Origin of the sequence: Enterobacter sp. HSTU-ASh6, from assembly GCF_026319105.1 — a bacterium.
Classification (GTDB): domain Bacteria; phylum Pseudomonadota; class Gammaproteobacteria; order Enterobacterales; family Enterobacteriaceae; genus Enterobacter; species Enterobacter sichuanensis.
The window spans coordinates 56,911-72,626 of sequence record NZ_WSPD01000014.1 but is presented as its reverse complement, the minus strand read 5'-3'; the positions used below and the strand labels follow the sequence as shown (position 1 = coordinate 72,626).

Annotated in this window: 18 protein-coding genes; 7 read left to right on the top strand and 11 right to left on the bottom strand. The window is 56.0% G+C overall.

Annotated features, from left to right (window positions below):
* Nucleotides 1-67 precede the first annotated feature (67 nt).
* Entirely contained in the window at nucleotides 68-2,011 is a 1,944-nt protein-coding gene (locus tag GM298_RS16965) for a bifunctional 2',3'-cyclic-nucleotide 2'-phosphodiesterase/3'-nucleotidase (RefSeq protein WP_262748129.1), read from the top strand.
* Nucleotides 2,012-2,079: 68 nt separating this feature from the next.
* Here the strand turns inward: GM298_RS16965 and GM298_RS16960 are convergent, their stop codons facing one another.
* Nucleotides 2,080-2,466: a winged helix-turn-helix transcriptional regulator gene (locus GM298_RS16960; RefSeq protein ID WP_025758293.1), complete on the bottom strand. Its 387-nt coding sequence runs from the start codon at nucleotides 2,464-2,466 to the stop codon at nucleotides 2,080-2,082.
* Between the two features lie 84 nt (nucleotides 2,467-2,550).
* Between GM298_RS16960 and GM298_RS16955 the strand changes: the two genes are divergently transcribed.
* The 3 genes from GM298_RS16955 (at nucleotide 2,551) to GM298_RS16945 (ending at nucleotide 5,347) form a co-directional block, all read left to right on the top strand.
* Nucleotides 2,551-3,399, top strand: coding sequence for an SDR family oxidoreductase (locus tag GM298_RS16955; RefSeq protein ID WP_266154649.1), 849 nt, complete (start codon nucleotides 2,551-2,553; stop codon nucleotides 3,397-3,399).
* A gap of 81 nt (nucleotides 3,400-3,480) precedes the next feature.
* Nucleotides 3,481-4,305, top strand: a complete 825-nt coding sequence (locus GM298_RS16950; protein ID WP_025758291.1) for an AraC family transcriptional regulator — start codon at nucleotides 3,481-3,483, stop codon at nucleotides 4,303-4,305.
* Nucleotides 4,306-4,381: 76 nt separating this feature from the next.
* Nucleotides 4,382-5,347, top strand: a complete 966-nt coding sequence (locus GM298_RS16945) for a DMT family transporter (RefSeq protein WP_095450388.1) — start codon at nucleotides 4,382-4,384, stop codon at nucleotides 5,345-5,347.
* A 39-nt stretch (nucleotides 5,348-5,386) separates the two neighbouring features.
* Here the strand turns inward: GM298_RS16945 and GM298_RS16940 are convergent, their stop codons facing one another.
* Nucleotides 5,387-7,036 carry a methyl-accepting chemotaxis protein gene (locus tag GM298_RS16940; RefSeq protein ID WP_262748126.1) on the bottom strand — a complete coding sequence of 550 codons (1,650 nt, stop codon included), beginning with the start codon at nucleotides 7,034-7,036 and terminating at the stop codon, nucleotides 5,387-5,389.
* A gap of 244 nt (nucleotides 7,037-7,280) precedes the next feature.
* Here GM298_RS16940 and ytfE point away from each other — a divergent pair, with 244 nt between their 5' ends.
* The gene (gene ytfE / locus GM298_RS16935; RefSeq protein WP_262748125.1) at nucleotides 7,281-7,943 is read left to right on the top strand and encodes an iron-sulfur cluster repair protein YtfE; all 663 of its coding nucleotides are present in this window, start codon (nucleotides 7,281-7,283) and stop codon (nucleotides 7,941-7,943) included.
* An 86-nt stretch (nucleotides 7,944-8,029) separates the two neighbouring features.
* Here ytfE and cycA read toward each other — a convergent pair whose 3' ends face one another.
* Both cycA and fklB read right to left on the bottom strand, forming a co-directional pair.
* Nucleotides 8,030-9,439 (bottom strand): D-serine/D-alanine/glycine transporter, encoded by a 1,410-nt coding sequence (gene cycA / locus GM298_RS16930; protein WP_008502891.1) that lies wholly within the window; start codon nucleotides 9,437-9,439, stop codon nucleotides 8,030-8,032.
* A 312-nt stretch (nucleotides 9,440-9,751) separates the two neighbouring features.
* On the bottom strand, nucleotides 9,752-10,372 hold the full coding sequence (gene fklB, locus GM298_RS16925; RefSeq protein WP_008502892.1) for an FKBP-type peptidyl-prolyl cis-trans isomerase: 621 nt from the start codon (nucleotides 10,370-10,372) through the stop codon (nucleotides 9,752-9,754).
* A gap of 233 nt (nucleotides 10,373-10,605) precedes the next feature.
* Here fklB and GM298_RS16920 point away from each other — a divergent pair, with 233 nt between their 5' ends.
* On the top strand, nucleotides 10,606-11,250 hold the full coding sequence (locus GM298_RS16920) for an OapA family protein (RefSeq protein WP_045284427.1): 645 nt from the start codon (nucleotides 10,606-10,608) through the stop codon (nucleotides 11,248-11,250).
* A gap of 68 nt (nucleotides 11,251-11,318) precedes the next feature.
* On the opposite strand, the gene rplI is transcribed toward GM298_RS16920, so the two are convergent.
* Genes rplI through rpsF form a run of 4 tightly spaced genes read right to left on the bottom strand, consistent with a single transcriptional unit; the run spans nucleotide 11,319 to nucleotide 12,758 of the window.
* Nucleotides 11,319-11,768, bottom strand: a complete 450-nt coding sequence (gene rplI, locus GM298_RS16915) for a 50S ribosomal protein L9 (protein ID WP_003856039.1) — start codon at nucleotides 11,766-11,768, stop codon at nucleotides 11,319-11,321.
* Nucleotides 11,769-11,809: 41 nt separating this feature from the next.
* Nucleotides 11,810-12,037 (bottom strand): 30S ribosomal protein S18, encoded by a 228-nt coding sequence (rpsR, locus tag GM298_RS16910; protein WP_000135199.1) that lies wholly within the window; start codon nucleotides 12,035-12,037, stop codon nucleotides 11,810-11,812.
* Between the two features lie 4 nt (nucleotides 12,038-12,041).
* A complete protein-coding gene (gene priB / locus GM298_RS16905) occupies nucleotides 12,042-12,356 on the bottom strand; it encodes a primosomal replication protein N (protein ID WP_025758284.1) in 315 nt (104 codons plus the stop codon).
* A 6-nt stretch (nucleotides 12,357-12,362) separates the two neighbouring features.
* Complete coding sequence (gene rpsF / locus GM298_RS16900; protein WP_025758283.1) at nucleotides 12,363-12,758, bottom strand: 30S ribosomal protein S6; 396 nt, start codon at nucleotides 12,756-12,758, stop codon at nucleotides 12,363-12,365.
* 342 nt (nucleotides 12,759-13,100) lie between these two features.
* Between rpsF and yjfY the strand changes: the two genes are divergently transcribed.
* On the top strand, nucleotides 13,101-13,376 hold the full coding sequence (gene yjfY / locus GM298_RS16895) for a DUF1471 family protein YjfY (RefSeq protein WP_025758282.1): 276 nt from the start codon (nucleotides 13,101-13,103) through the stop codon (nucleotides 13,374-13,376).
* A 140-nt stretch (nucleotides 13,377-13,516) separates the two neighbouring features.
* On the opposite strand, the gene GM298_RS16890 is transcribed toward yjfY, so the two are convergent.
* Genes GM298_RS16890 through ulaD form a run of 3 tightly spaced genes read right to left on the bottom strand, consistent with a single transcriptional unit; the run spans nucleotide 13,517 to nucleotide 15,716 of the window.
* Nucleotides 13,517-14,203 (bottom strand): L-ribulose-5-phosphate 4-epimerase, encoded by a 687-nt coding sequence (locus GM298_RS16890; protein WP_266154645.1) that lies wholly within the window; start codon nucleotides 14,201-14,203, stop codon nucleotides 13,517-13,519.
* The gene (locus tag GM298_RS16885; RefSeq protein WP_266154643.1) at nucleotides 14,196-15,056 is read right to left on the bottom strand and encodes an L-ribulose-5-phosphate 3-epimerase; all 861 of its coding nucleotides are present in this window, start codon (nucleotides 15,054-15,056) and stop codon (nucleotides 14,196-14,198) included. Before GM298_RS16885 ends, GM298_RS16890 begins: the two co-directional genes overlap by 8 nt.
* Before the next feature lie 9 nt (nucleotides 15,057-15,065).
* On the bottom strand, nucleotides 15,066-15,716 hold the full coding sequence (gene ulaD, locus GM298_RS16880) for a 3-keto-L-gulonate-6-phosphate decarboxylase UlaD (protein WP_025758278.1): 651 nt from the start codon (nucleotides 15,714-15,716) through the stop codon (nucleotides 15,066-15,068).

Sequence of the window (15,716 nt, the reverse complement as noted above, 5' to 3'; positions counted from 1 at the left end):
TTTCTGTAAGCAACACGTTATAGATACATACTCTTTTGTGGCCTGGATCGAAAAAAGGACTCCTCTGATGATTAAGTTTAGCGCAACGCTCCTGGCGACGTTGATTGCAGCGAGCGTGCAGGCGGCGACGGTTGATCTGCGTATTCTGGAAACAACCGACCTGCACAGCAACATGATGGACTTCGATTACTACAAAGATACCCCGACGGAAAAATTCGGTCTGGTACGTACGGCAAGTTTGATCAACGCCGCGCGCGGTGAAGTGAAAAACAGCGTGCTGGTCGACAACGGCGATCTCATTCAGGGCAGCCCGCTCGGCGATTACATGGCGGCGAAGGGACTGAAAAAAGGCGAGATCCACCCTGTGTATAAAGCGATGAACACGCTGGACTACACCGTCGGCAACCTCGGCAACCACGAATTCAACTACGGCCTGAAATACCTACATGATGCGCTGGCAGGGGCCAAATTCCCGTACGTTAACGCCAATATCATCGATGTTAAGACCCAAAAACCGCTCTTTACCCCTTACCTGATTAAAGAGACAGAGGTGGTCGACCAGGACGGTAACAAGCAGACGCTGAAAATCGGCTACATCGGTTTTGTGCCGCCGCAAATCATGACGTGGGATAAGGCGAATCTCAGCGGCAAAGTCACCGTTAACGACATTACCGAGACCGCGCGTAAATACGTGCCGGAGATGCGCGAGAAAGGGGCGGATTTGGTTGTCGTGGTCGCCCATTCCGGCCTCTCGGCCGATCCGTACCAGGCCATGGCAGAAAACTCCGTGTACTACCTGAGTGAAGTTCCGGGCGTCGACGCGATCCTTTTCGGTCACGCTCACGCGGTCTTCCCGGGCAACGATTTTGCCAGCATCAAAGGAGCGGACATTGAGAAAGGGACGCTCAACGGCGTGCCATCGGTGATGCCAGGCATGTGGGGCGACCATCTCGGCGTGGTGGATCTGGTGCTGAATAACGACGGCGGCAGCTGGAAGGTCACGCAGTCAAAAGCTGAAGCGCGCCCGATTTACGACGCGGCAGCGAAAAAGTCACTGGCGGCGGAAGATAAAAAGCTGGTCGACGTGCTGAAGCACGATCACGACGCCACCCGTGAATTCGTCAGCAAACCGATCGGCAAATCCGCCGACAATATGTACAGCTTCCTGGCGCTGGTGCAGGATGACCCGACCGTCCAGGTGGTCAACATGGCGCAGAAAGCCTATGCCGAACACTTTATTCAGGGCGATCCGGATCTGGCAAAACTGCCGGTCCTGTCCGCCGCGGCACCGTTCAAAGTGGGCGGGCGTAAGAACGATCCGGCAAGCTATGTGGAGGTTGAAAAGGGCCAGTTGACCTTCCGTAACGCCGCCGATCTCTATCTCTACCCGAACACGCTGGTGGTGGTTAAAGCGACCGGTCAGGAGGTAAAAGAGTGGCTGGAGTGCTCCGCCGGGCAGTTTAACCAGATTGATCCGCACAGCAGTAAGCCGCAGTCGCTGATTAACTGGGACGGTTTTCGCACCTACAACTTCGACGTGATCGACGGCGTGAATTACCAGATTGACGTGACCCAGCCGGCAAAATATGACGGCGAGTGTCAGGCGATTAACCCGCAGGCAGAGCGCATCAAAAACCTGACCTTCAACGGCAAAGCCATTGATCCTAAAGCCATCTTCCTGGTGGTGACCAATAACTATCGCGCCTACGGCGGCAAGTTTGCCGGTACGGGGGACAGCCACATCGCCTTTGCCTCGCCTGACGAAAACCGCGCGGTGCTGGCCGCCTGGATCGGCGCGGAGTCGAAAAAGCGTGGAGAAATTCACCCGGCGGTGGATAACAACTGGCGTCTGGCGCCGATCCACAGCGCGACGCCACTGGACATCCGCGTTGAAACCTCACCGTCCGATAAGGCAGCCGCGTTTATTAAGGATAAGGCGCAGTATCCGATGCAACAGGTGGCGACGGATGATATTGGGTTCGCCATTTATCAGCTTGACCTGAGCAAGTAAAAGAAAAACTTCCCTCTCCCTGTGGGAGAGGGTCAGGGTGAGGGCATCAGGCCGCACATTCCCGCCTTTTACGCCGCACGCTCGTCCCGATTCGCCATCACCTTCGGCGTATTCACCTCGATCCAGTCCGCCAGCGCGGCGACTTTCTCGCTCACCTCTACGCCAAGCGGCGTCAGGCTATACTCTACGTGCGGCGGCACAACCGGATACGACACGCGATCGACAAACCCGTCCATCTCCAGCGCCTGGAGTGACTGGGACAGCATCTTTTCACTTACGCCGCCCATTTTACGGCGCAGATCGCTAAAGCGGTGCGTTCCCTCGCGCAGGGCCAGCAGAATCAGTACCCCCCAGCGGCTGGTCACGTGTTTGAGTACCTCCCGCGAAGGACACTGTTCCGCAAAAAGATTGCCATCGCGCATTTGTTCGCTGAGCGTCGGGATCGTTGTTTTCATACTTACCTTTTTGTACGTACTTACTAAAAGTTAGCTATGGTGCTAGTGTGCCACAACACCAGACAAACACGAAGGAGATTCATCATGATCGCGATTACCGGCGCTACCGGCCAGCTTGGCCATCTTGTTATCGAACAACTGCTAAAAGCCGTCCTGGCCGGCCAGATTGTAGCCATCGTACGTAACCCGGCGAAAGCGCAAGCCTTGAGCCAGCAGGGGATTGTAGTGCGTCAGGCTGACTACACCGACGAAGCCGCCTTCACCGCTGCGCTGAATGGCGTGGATAAGCTGCTGCTGATCTCGTCCAGCGAAGTCGGCCAGCGCGCGACACAGCACCAGAACGTGATTAACGCCGCCAAAGCCGCTGGCGTGAAATTTATCGCCTACACCAGCCTGCTGCATGCGGACACCTCTCCGCTGGGTCTGCACGTTGAGCACGTTGCAACGGAAAACGCACTGGCGGCGTCCGGCATTCCTTATGCCCTGCTGCGCAACGGCTGGTATACCGAAAACTATCTGGCAAGCGCGCCGCCTGCACTGGAGCATGGCGTCTTTATTGGTGCAGCCGGTGACGGCAAGATTGCCTCTGCCACCCGTGCAGACTATGCCGCAGCGGCGGCCAAAGTGATTGCTGAAGAGGGTCATGCGGGCAAGGTCTACGAACTGGCGGGCGACCACGGCTGGACGCTGAGCGAACTGGCGGCTGAGCTCAGCAAACAGAGCGGGAAGCCGGTCACCTATCAGAACCTCAGTGAGGCGGATTTTGCCGCCGCGCTGAAGGGGGTTGGTCTGCCGGCAGGGCTGGCGGATATGCTGGCGGACTCCGATGTGGGCGCGTCAAAAGGCGGCCTGTACGACGACAGCCGTACCCTGAGCAAACTGATCGGCCGCCCGACCACGCCGCTGGCGGAGAGCGTCAAAGCCATCCTGTAATTGTTAAGAACTGGTTATTTTTTGTGGCATCCCCTCGGGTCATCTTTGATAATGGAGAGATGACCCATGAGGAGGCTCCCCGTGCAAGGCGTACCGGAACAGTTCATTGATGAGAGAGACCACGCGCGCTTTCGCCATCTGGCGCAGGTGCCGGGCATCGAACTCTATCACGCGCATATTTCCCGCTATGCCTTTGAGCCTCACACTCACGAAGCCTTCGGAATCGGCACCATTGAAACCGGTGCCGAGCGTTTTCGCTATCGCGGCACCCAGCATCTCGCCCCTGAAAAATCCGTTGTGACCATGAACCCGGACGAGATCCATACCGGTGAATCCGCCACCGAAGACGGCTGGCGCTACCGGATGGTGTACATCGAACCCGATCTGCTGGAAGAGGTTACCGGCCTCCGGCACTGGTGGTTTAGCGATGTGACCCGTTATGACCCGCTGCGCTCGCAGCAAATCGGCAGACTCATTTATGGTTTGTGGCACACGGACGACCCGCTGGCACAAAAAGGGCTGCTGCTGGATCTGATTGAGACCTTCCAGCCGTTAGCCCACCACGCGCCGGTTATTCACGAAGGGGCACACCGGTTCGAACGGGTGCGTGAGTATCTGCACGATAACTATATGCACGCCCTGACGCTGGACGAGCTGGCCAGCGTCGTCTCGCTGAGCCCGTATCATTTCCAGCGCCAGTTCAAAGCCCATTTTCATGTGACGCCGCATCAGATGCTGATGGCCATCCGCCTGTGGCGCGCCAAGGCGTTCCTCACGCACGGCATGCCCGCAGCAGAAGTCGCCGCCGCAACCGGGCTGACCGACCAGTCGCATTTAACCCGCGCGTTTACCCGCCGCTACGGCATTACCCCCGTGCGCTATCAGAAGCAGGTCGCCCGGCGCTAATGCGCAATCTCATACAATACGCCCCCCCTTTGCCCCGCCTACACTGATCGCAACGTGAATCAATGTGGATGGAAAAATGATTAGTGGTGTGTTGTATGCCCTGCTGGCCGGGATGATGTGGGGGCTGATTTTTGTCGGTCCGCTGATCGTGCCCGAATACCCGGCACTGCTGCAGTCGACAGGACGTTATCTGGCGCTGGGGCTAATTGCCCTCCCCCTGGCGTGGCTGGGACGCGCGCGCTTGCGTCAGCTTAGCCGTCAGGACTGGGGCACCGCGCTGGCGCTGACCATGATGGGTAATCTTATCTATTACGTGTGCCTCGCCAGCGCCATTCAGCGTACCGGCGCGCCGGTGTCGACCATGATTATCGGTACGCTGCCGGTCGTCATCCCCGTCTTTGCGAACCTGCTCTACAGCCAGCGAGATGGCAAACTGGCGTGGTCAAAAATGGCGCCAGCGCTGATCTGCACCGCCGTGGGTCTGGTATGCGTCAATATTGCCGAACTGCGTCATGGGCGGGTGGACTTCAGCCTCTGGCGTTACGGCTCGGGGATCGGCCTGGCGTTTATTTCTGTCGCATGCTGGGCCTGGTATGCCCTGCGCAATGCGCGCTGGCTGCGGGAGAACCCGGAAAAACATCCAATGATGTGGGCAACGGCGCAGGCGCTGGTGACGCTGCCGGTCTCACTGGCGGGATATGTTGGGGCGTGTATCTGGTTAAGCCATCAACAGCCGGACTTCGCCCAGCCCTTCGGACCGCGACCGTGGGTCTTTGTCGGGCTGATGATCGCCATTGCCGTGCTCTGCTCCTGGGTGGGCGCGCTGTGCTGGAACATTGCCAGCCAGAAGCTGCCGACGGTGATCTTAGGTCCGCTGATCGTCTTCGAAACCCTGGCCGGGTTGCTGTATACCTTCCTGATGCGCCAGAGCGTGCCGCCGCTGTTAACGGCCTGCGGGATCGCGTTGCTGGTGGTAGGGGTGGTGATGGCCGTGAAAGCAAAGCCGGAAAAACCGAGGGTCGTTCCGGCGTCGGAGATGTGATTTTTGCCGGGTGGCGGCTACGCCTTACCCGGCATGATATTAAAACGTTTCCCAGTTCGCTTCAGACGCAGCCGCGACGGGCTGCGTTTTAGGCACGTAGGTTTTTACCGGTGCCGTTTTGACCGCCTGGTTGCGGATGATTTTAAACACCGCCACCGCATCGTTCAGACGAGCAGCCTGGTCTTCCAGCGCGGCAGCCGCGGCCGCAGACTCTTCCACCAGCGAGGCGTTCTGCTGGGTCACGCGGTCCATCTCGGCTACCGCCTGGCCCACCTGGTCGATACCGCGGCTCTGCTCGTCAGAAGCCGAGGCAATTTCACCCATGATGTCGGTCACGCGGGTAACCGCATTAACGATCTCAGCCATCGTGGCTCCGGCTTCATTAACCAGCTGCGAGCCGGCGTTTACCCGCTCGCCGGAATCATCGATCAGCGCTTTGATCTCTTTCGCCGCCTGGGCGCTGCGCTGAGCCAGGGTACGCACTTCACCGGCCACCACCGCAAAGCCACGCCCCTGCTCACCTGCTCGCGCCGCTTCCACCGCCGCGTTAAGCGCCAGGATATTAGTCTGGAAGGCAATACCGTCGATCACGTTAGTAATTTGCGCGATTTTACTGGAGCTGGTGGCGATCTCTTCCATTGTACGCACAACGCCTTCGACCACGTTTCCGCCCTTCTTCGCCGTTGAAGAGGCATCCAGCGCCAGACGGGAAGCCTGACGCGCGTTATCGGCGTTCTGCTTCACGGTTGCCGTCAGCTGTTCCATGCTGGCTGCCGTCTCTTCCAGGGAAGCAGCCTGCTGTTCGGTACGGGAAGAGAGATCGTTACTGCCGGCAGAAATTTCACCGGCACCAGTGTAAATGGTATCGGCCCCTTCTCGCACCACGCCCACGGTGTTCGCCAGCGAGGTTTGCATCTCCTGCACGTTGCGAGCCAGGATCGCCATTTCATTGTTACCGTCTGCCTGAATCGGCTGGGTCAAATCCCCTGCCGCAATGGCACGGATATGGTTGATGACCTCTTCCAGCGGCAGCAGCAGCACGCGGCGCATGGCTATCCAGCTGGAAATAATCACCACAATCACCAGCAACATCACCGCAGAGAGGATCCACAGGATGCGCTTGTAATCACTTTCATTATCCTGAATGCCTTTATCTGTCAGCGCAGCCTGCGCTTCACGCCATTCACGATAAACCGTCTGCATCGCGTTTTGTTTTTGCTCCGCATTCTGCTTAAACATATCTTCCAGATTGCCCTGGCTCAGCAGAACGTTCATTTGCGTCAGCGTCGCGGAGTATATGCGGTACTGCTCTTCAAGCCGGTTCGCCAGGTTTTCATCCAGCCCCGGGGTATTCGGCAAGGCATAATATTTATCGTAATGGACCTGCGCTTCCGCCAGCAGGTTTTTCGCCGTGTTCACCAGCTCATTTAACTGGCCGCCGTTAATCTGCGAGGCCATGCTGCTTTGCAGGCGCAGCATCCCGCGGTTCAGGGTGACGCGCGCCTGGTTCAGGCTGATCCACGCGTCGGTAAACTCCGCCACATTTTTGCTGGAAAGCTGCGACACGGTGAAGTTGTCTTTATCGTTATTCAGCGCGTTGATAAAGATACCGGCGGAAATCACTTGCATGATGCCGAGCACAAGCAGCACCGAAATGAGAAGGGTAATGACTTTTATACGTTTAAACATGCGTTGCCTTTGTTATATGCAGGTTTGTCTGACGTGGATCTATCGGCAGGCGCGGCGGGTTGTTTACTGTTTCTCCACTTTTAAAAAGTTTCTAAAGGATTTTCCCGAGCCCATTCAGGGAGTTAAAAGAGCTATTTTTTTGTGATCTGCATCGCATTTTCACCCTTCCCTCCTAAGGGTTATAGCATCACCATAAAGATGCATTTAATATGCAATTTATATTATTGATGACGAGGTAACTGCTATGGCCTTACGCGACCAACCCCTTGGCGAGCTGGCGCTCTCCATTCCTCGCGCTTCTGCGCTGTTCCGTAAATACGATATGGATTACTGCTGCGGTGGTAAACAAACCCTGGCGCGTGCGGCTTCGCGCAAGGCGCTGGACGTTGAGGTAATTGAAGCAGAGCTGGCACAGCTGGCCGTGCAGCCTGTCGACAAGGACTGGCGCGCCGCCCCGCTTGCGGAAATCATTGACCATATCATCAAACGTTACCATGACCGTCATCGCGAACAACTGCCGGAACTGATCCTGCAGGCGACCAAAGTGGAACGCGTTCATGCCGACAAACCTTCCGTACCCCGCGGCCTGGCGAAATACCTGACCCTGCTGCACGAAGAGCTCTCCAGCCACATGATGAAAGAGGAGCAGATCCTCTTCCCGATGATAAAACAGGGAATGGGCAGTCAGGCGATGGGGCCCATCAGCGTAATGGAAAGCGAACATGATGAGGCGGGCGAACTGCTGGAGGTGATCAAGCACACCACCCACAACGTCACCCCGCCACCGGAAGCGTGCACCACATGGAAAGCGATGTATAACGGCATTAACGAGATGATCGATGACCTGATGGAGCACATCAGTCTGGAGAATAACGTTCTGTTCCCGCGGGCATTAGCGGGGGAATAAAAAAGCCCGGTGGCGCTAGCGCTTACCGGGCCTACAACGACCTCGAACGTAGGCCGGGTAAGCGTCAGCGCCACCCGGCAACATGCTTACCGCATGCCTGCCATCCGTTTCTTACCGATAAACATCCAGCCCAGCCCCAGCGCGATAAACCACAGCGGCGTGACGATCAGTGCCTGACGGGTATCATCTTCCAGCGTCAGCAGAACCAGTACGAACACGAAGAACGCCATGCACACCCAGCACATCAGCTTGCCCAGCGGCATTTTGTAGATTGATTTTTCATGCAGGTGTGGACGCTGCTTGCGGTACACCAGGTATGAACACAGGATGATGGTCCAGACGAACATGAACAGGATCGCAGAGACCGTGGTGATCATGGTAAACGCGCCAATCACGCTTGGGTTCACGTAGAGCATTACCACGCCGCCCAGCAGGCACATGCAGGAGAAGGTCAGCCCTTTCGCCGGTACGGCACGTTTAGACAGCTTCGCGAACGCGCTCGGCGCCACGCCTTCCTGCGCCAGACCAAACAGCATACGGCTGGTAGAGAACACGCCGCTGTTGGCCGACGAGGCCGCAGAAGTCAGCACCACGAAGTTAATCAGGCTCGCGGCAGCAGGCAGACCCACCAGCACGAACAGCTCAACGAACGGGCTCTTGCTTGGCACCACTGAACTCCACGGCGTCACCGACATAATGATGATCAGCGCGAAGACATAGAACATGATGATACGCACCGGAATGGAGTTGATTGCGCGCGGCAGTGATTTCTCCGGATCTTTGGTTTCCGCAGCGGTCGTACCGACAAGCTCAATCCCCACAAAGGCGAACACCGCGATCTGGAAGCCCGCAAAGAAGCCACTGATGCCTTTCGGGAACCAGCCCCCGTCATTCCACAGATGGGTGAACGATGCCTGAACACCGGTTGGGGACTGGAAGTGCGTCAGCACCATCACCAGACCCACCACGATGAGTCCGACAATCGCCACGATCTTGATCATCGCGAACCAGAATTCCATCTCACCGAACATTTTAACGGTGGCAAGGTTGAGGCTCAGCAGCAGCACAATGACCGCCAGCGAGGCCACCCAGTCCGACAGTCCCGGGAACCAGAACTGCGCGTAAGCCGTGATCGCCACGACATCCGCCATACCCGTCACAACCCAGCAGAACCAGTAGGTCCAGCCCGTGAAATAGCCTGCCCACGGCCCGAGCAGGTCAGAAGCAAAGTCGCTGAAGGATTTGTATTCGAGGTTCGAGAGCAGCAATTCACCCATTGCACGCATCACGAAGAACAGCATAAAACCGATAATCATATACACAAATATGATTGACGGCCCGGCCAGACTGATGGTTTTGCCTGACCCCATAAACAGCCCGGTACCGATGGCACCCCCAATGGCAATAAGCTGAATATGACGGTTTGTGAGATTGCGCCGTAGCGACTGTTCAGACGACGCCTCTTCGTCGGCGACGACTTTGACCTGATCTACCATGTGATATTTTCCTGTTTATGCCTGTCTGTGTTGTTAAGGCTCTTCTGGCCTTTAAATACGTCAAAAGATGACGTTCCCCGTGTAAGGGCTAATCGATATTAGGTAAGAATCGGCGGGATGAACACTATGATTTAGATATTATGTTAACAATATGTTGAAAGTGAGTGTCATATCACTCATACAGCGCGAAACAGCTCACAAAAATACACGCAACAGTTTCGTTTGCAAGATAAAATATTGATTACGTCGTAACTATAGGTTTTAACACTATTTTCCCCTCCCCAACCGGGGAGAGGAAATAAGAAAAGTCGATTACAGAATTTCCAGCAGCTCGACTTCAAATACCAGGGTGCTGAATGGCGGGATGGACGCGCCAGCGCCACGTTCGCCGTATGCCAGGTTATGCGGGATAGTCAGTTCCCATTTGGAACCGACTGGCATCAGGGTCAGCGCTTCGATCCAGCCCGCAATAACGCCGTTCACCGGGAATTCAGCCGGTTCGCCGCGCGCGACGGAGCTGTCGAAGACGGTACCGTCGATCAGTTTACCGGTGTAGTGGACGCGAACGTGGTCGGTACGCGCCGGGATTGCGCCGTCGCCCTGATTTATCACGCGGAACTGCAGACCGGACTCGGTGCTGTTCACGCCTTCACGCTCACGGTTCTCTTCGAGATATTTCACACCTTCGGCTGCCATCTCTTCAAAGCGCGCACGACGCACGGCGTCAGCACGTTCGTGGATTTCACGCAGCGCACGGTGTACGACATCGACCGGAACGGCAGGCTGTTTGCCTTCCAGCGCGTCAGCGATACCCGCCACCAGCGCTTCTGGTAACAGACCTTCCAGGCCGGATTCGCTCAGTTGCTGTCCTACCTGCAAGCCGATACCGTAACTTGCCTGCGCTTCGATAGTGTCAAAAGTCGGGGTGGTCATGGGTTTTCCTTCCATCACATTTAAAGTAGCGGGCAGCATATCAGCCATGCCCTTATGGGTAAAACTTTGTCTGAAGTTAAGGTGACAAACCGCGACGAAACAGAAACAATAGAGAGAACCAGGATTAATCCCGAACTGATGTCACAGATGTCGGGTTTGCTACGTCGTTCAGGCAGTTAGCAAACTATACTTCGGAGCACAGGATAAAAAAGACGCGGAGCAGGAGGAGTGCCATGCCCGGGCGATTTGAACTGAAACCTACCCTGGCGAAAATCTGGCAGGCGCCGGACAATTTTCGCATCATGGATCCGCTGCCGCCTCTGCATCGCAGAGGGATCATCATTGGCGCGTTGATGGTGATCGTGGGCTTCCTGCTTCCTTCCGGTGGCGATGATGTCGATACCGCGCCCGTCACCCGCAACGCTCAGCTGGACATTCAGTCGCAAACGCGACCGCAGCCTGACGCACAACCCATGCAGACGCAACTCGTCACCCCGTCGAACGATCCGGGTCAGGTCGCGCCGGTTGAGCCTGAGCCCATTCAGGATGAACAGCCGCAGGAGCAGGCCGCCACCCCGTCTGCGCCACCGGCACAACAACCCACCGGTATTGAACAGCAGTGGCGTTCCTATCGCGTGGAGCCGGGCAAAACCCTGGCGCAGCTGTTCCGCGACCACAACCTGCCGCCGACCGACGTCTATGCCATGGCGCAAGTGGAAGGCGCGGGTAAGCCGCTCAGTAACCTGCAGAACGGGCAGATGGTGCAGATTCGCCAGAATGCCAGCGGTGTGGTGACAGGATTAACGATTGATACCGGCAATGGTCAGCAGGTGCTGTTTACTCGCCAGCCTGACGGCAGTTTTATCCGGGCGCGTTAAAAACCGGTTTCTTTAAAAAGCAAAACGCCGGCGCAAGGCCGGCGTTTCAACGTGAGCAGAGTAAAAAATTACTCAGCTACAACGTTAACAACCAGTTTAGCGAACACTTCGCTGTGAACCTGGAAGTCAACTTCGTGCTCACCAGTGGTACGCAGAACGCCGTTCGGCAGACGAACTTCGCTCTTAGCCACTTTAACGCCTGCTGCAGTAACTGCATCAGCGATATCGCGGGTACCGATGGAACCGAACAGTTTACCTTCGTCGCCAGCTTTGGAAGCGATGGTAACAGTGCCCAGTGCGTTGATTGCTTCAGCGCGAGCATTAGCAGCCGCCAGAACGTCAGCCAGTTTGGCTTCCAGTTCAGCGCGACGTGCTTCGAAAAACTCTACGTTTTTCTTGGTAGCTGGAACAGCTTTACCCTGTGGAACCAGGAAGTTACGAGCGTAGCCCGCTTTAACGTTTACCTGATCACCCAGGCTGCCCAGGTTTGCTACTTTATCAAGCAGAATAACTTGCATTACCTTATCCTCTTAAAGTCGTATTAATGGACCGTGCCCGATTACTGATGACGATCAGTGTACGGCAGCAGGGACAGGTAGCGAGCGCGTTTGATAGCGCGAGCCAGCTGACGCTGATATTTTGCACGAGTACCGGTGATACGGCTTGGGACAATCTTACCGCTTTCGGTGATGTAGTTTTTCAGCGTTGCGATATCTTTATAGTCGATCTCTTGAACGCCTTCCGCGGTGAAACGGCAGAACTTGCGACGACGGAAATAACGTGCCATATGGCTAGTCTCCAGAATCTATCAAATCAATCTGCTCGGCATGCAGAACCATTTTGCTCAGACCGTTCTTTGCCTTGTGGCAAGAAATGAACCCCTGAACGATTACTGCACTACCGACCGTTAAACTGTGAGTAATGGCCTGGTTTTCGTGTCCGCTAACAATAACGGGCATTTGGCACCACGCCTGCCGGTGAAACCCGGCTTCCTCTTGCACAGAACGATGCTCAAGCACGAACTGGCAATGCGGAATTCCTGATGGACTGACCTTTCGAAGGGGAGCCCTGCATACGATGCCGGACAACGCCAGACGGTTGGTCATCAGAAATTACTCTTCAGAATCCCCAGCATCAGAATCATCTGCGGTTTCGTTTGCGAAATCATCGCGACGCTCACGGCGCTCGTCTTTCGCTTTAACCATCGGAGATGCTTCGGTAACTGCGTGTTTAGTACGCATAACCATGCTGCGGATAACGGCATCGTTGAAGCGGAAGTTAGTTTCCAGCTCATCGATCACTTCCTGCGGCGCTTCAACGTTCATCAGAACGTAGTGAGCTTTGTGCAGTTTGTTGATCGGGTAAGCCAGCTGACGGCGGCCCCAGTCTTCCAGACGGTGGATCGTGCCCGCTGCTGCAGTGATTGCACCAGTGTAGCGCTCGATCATACCCGGAACCTGTTCGCTCTGGTCAGGATGGACCATAAAAACGATTTCGTAATGACGCATCGAATTGCTCCTTACGGATTATTCAGCCTCCTGTCTGGGTCAGCCGAGGCCCGGGGAGGCAAGGAACGTGTTAAAGGTCGGCTGAAAAATTGACGCGTCATAATACTTGCGCGCCCCCGGAAACTCAAGCTGATTGCACAAATAATTCGCACAAAGCGTAAAGCTGGTCTAAGTGGGTGATTTAAAATTAATCGCATCAGGAAGCGGTGTTTTTTTGAACAACTGCATCAGAAATGGTCACGCATCCCCGCCGGATGAGTGATTACACTTTAATCAGAGATCACCTGAATTAAAGAAGGAGCATCCCCCTCTCTCACAGCACGCAGTCGTGGAGCGCAAATCATGAAAAAAATCGCATTAGCCATTATGGCGGCGCTTTTGCTCAGTGCAAACGCGATGGCAGCCATCAAAATAGACGGCCGGCAGGCCAGGAACATGGATGATGTGCAAAGCTTGGGCGTAATCTACATTAATCATAATTTCGCCACTGAAAGTGAAGCAGATCAGGCGCTTAATGAAGAAACCGATGCGCAGGGCGCAACCTACTATCACGTCGTTCTGACGCGTGAGCCCGGCAGCAACGGCAATATGCACGCCAGTGCAGATATTTACCGATAACGCTTTAACGCTAGCACCAGGAAAGCCAACAACGAGAACATAGCCATAGTTTACGTTGCCCCCTGCCCGGGGGCTTTTTTTTGTGAATGGCTCTGAAATACCACCGGTTACAATTGTTTTCGGTATTCCAGAGCTCTTATTCACTTCTGCCCGTAATAAGCATTCGGGCCGTGCTTGCGCATGAAATGCTTGTTCATCAGGTAATCATCAATGCCCTGAAGCTGCGGATTGATGCCGCGGGCAATCCACGCCATGCGTGCCACCTCCTCCATCACGACAGCATTATGTACCGCGTCGTGAGCATCTTTTCCCCAGGCGAACGGACCGTGCTGATAGACCACAATACCCGGCGTATGCAACGGTTCAGTTTCACCCAGCGTATCGATAATCACCTTCCCGGTATTGAGTTCGTACTCCCCTTCCACTTCAGCCTGCGTTAACGCGCGGGTGCAGGGAATGTCGCCAAAGAAATAGTCCGCATGGGTCGTACCCAGCGCCGGAATGGCCAGCCCCGCCTGCGCCCAGGCCGTGGCATGGGTCGAGTGGGTATGCACGACGCCGCCCAGTGATGGATAGCGTCGGTACAGCGCCAGATGCGTGGCCGTATCTGAAGAGGGACGCCATTTTCCCTCCACAGCCTGTCCGTTGAGATCCACCACCACCATATCGTCAACGGTCATGGTGTCATACGCTACGCCGCTCGGTTTGATCACCACCCGCCCCTGCTCGCGATCGATAGCGCTGACGTTGCCCCAGGTGAATGTAACCAGCCCGTAACGCGGGAGATCCATATTGGCCTCAAAGACCTGCTGCTTGAGCTTAAGCATATTCAGCCTCCAGTAACCCCGCCTGCGCCATGCGCTCGCGCACCCAGTCCCGGGCTTTTGCCACTTCCGCGGCCGGGTCGTCCGACGTTTCACTCCACATCTCAATCAGGTACGGCCCGCAGTAGCCTGTCTGTTTGAGCGTCTGGAAGCACCGTTCAAAATCCACCACCCCGGTGCCGAACGGAACATTTTTGAATACGCCAGGACGGGTATCTTTGACGTGAACCGCCACGATATGCCCGATCCCCGCCTGCAGCTCCATTTGTACGTCGTTATCCCACGCCGACAGATTGCCGATATCAGGATAGAGCTGGAACCACGGGTTGTTCAGGTAGTGCGCGTAGCCCAGCGCCTTACTGATGGAGTTCATCAACGGATAATCCATGATCTCCATCGCCAGCGTCACCTGCGCGCGGCTGGCCATCTCGACGCTCTCTTTCAGGCCGTCACGAAAACGACGGCGCGTTTCATCATTGGCTTCCTGGTAGTAAACGTCATACCCGGCGAGCTGAATCACGCGAATGCCAACATCCTGCGCAAAGCGAATGGCTTTACGCATGATCGCCAGCCCCTGCGCACGCACAGCATCATCTTCGCTGCCAAGCGGAAAACGACGGTGGGCGCTGAGGCACATGGAAGGCACGCGCACGCCCGTTTCCGCGATAGCGCTCACCAGCGCCAGACGCTGTTCGCGGCTCCAGTCGAGGCGAGAGAGGCGCACATCCGTCTCATCCACTGACATTTCGACAAAATCGAAATCCAGCTGTTTTGCCAGCTGCAACCGCTCCAGCCAGCACTCCCCCGCAGGGAGTGCCTTTTCATAGATGCCAAGCGGGACCTGTTTTGACAACATACCCGCTCCTTAGCCCCAAAGCTGAGCGATTGAGCGTTTGAACTGACGCGCAGCTTCTACCGGAGAGGCCGCATCACGAATGCTACGCCCCGCAATAAAGACGTGAATCGGGATGCCCTTGAACAGCGGCAGATCTTCCAGCGCCAGACCACCGGTAACGGTCACTTTAAAGCCCATATCCGCCAGGCGTTTAATCGCGCTGATATCCGCATCGCTCCACGCCACGCCTGCGGCCTGGGCATCACGGCTGCGGTGATAAACCACCTGCTGAATGCCAGCCTCGCGCCACGCCTGTGCCTGCTCCCAGGTCCAGAAACCGGTCAGTTCGATCTGCACATCGCCGTTGAACTCTTTTGCCACGTCCAGCGCACCTTTCGCGGTGTTGATATCCGCACAGCAGATCACGGTGACCCAGTCAGCGTTAGCTTCGAAGCACATGCGGGAGAGAATTTTTCCTGCGTCAGCAATTTTGGCATCCGCCAGCACGATTTTGTGTGGATAGAGCGCTTTCAGGTCGCGAACGGCGCGAACGCCCTCGCCTACGCACAGAATGGTGCCCACCTCGATGATGTCCACTTCTTCGGCGATCAGACGGGTCGTTTCGTAAGCGTGGGACAACGTCTGGTTATCCAGCGCAACCTGCAACATCGGTAATGACAT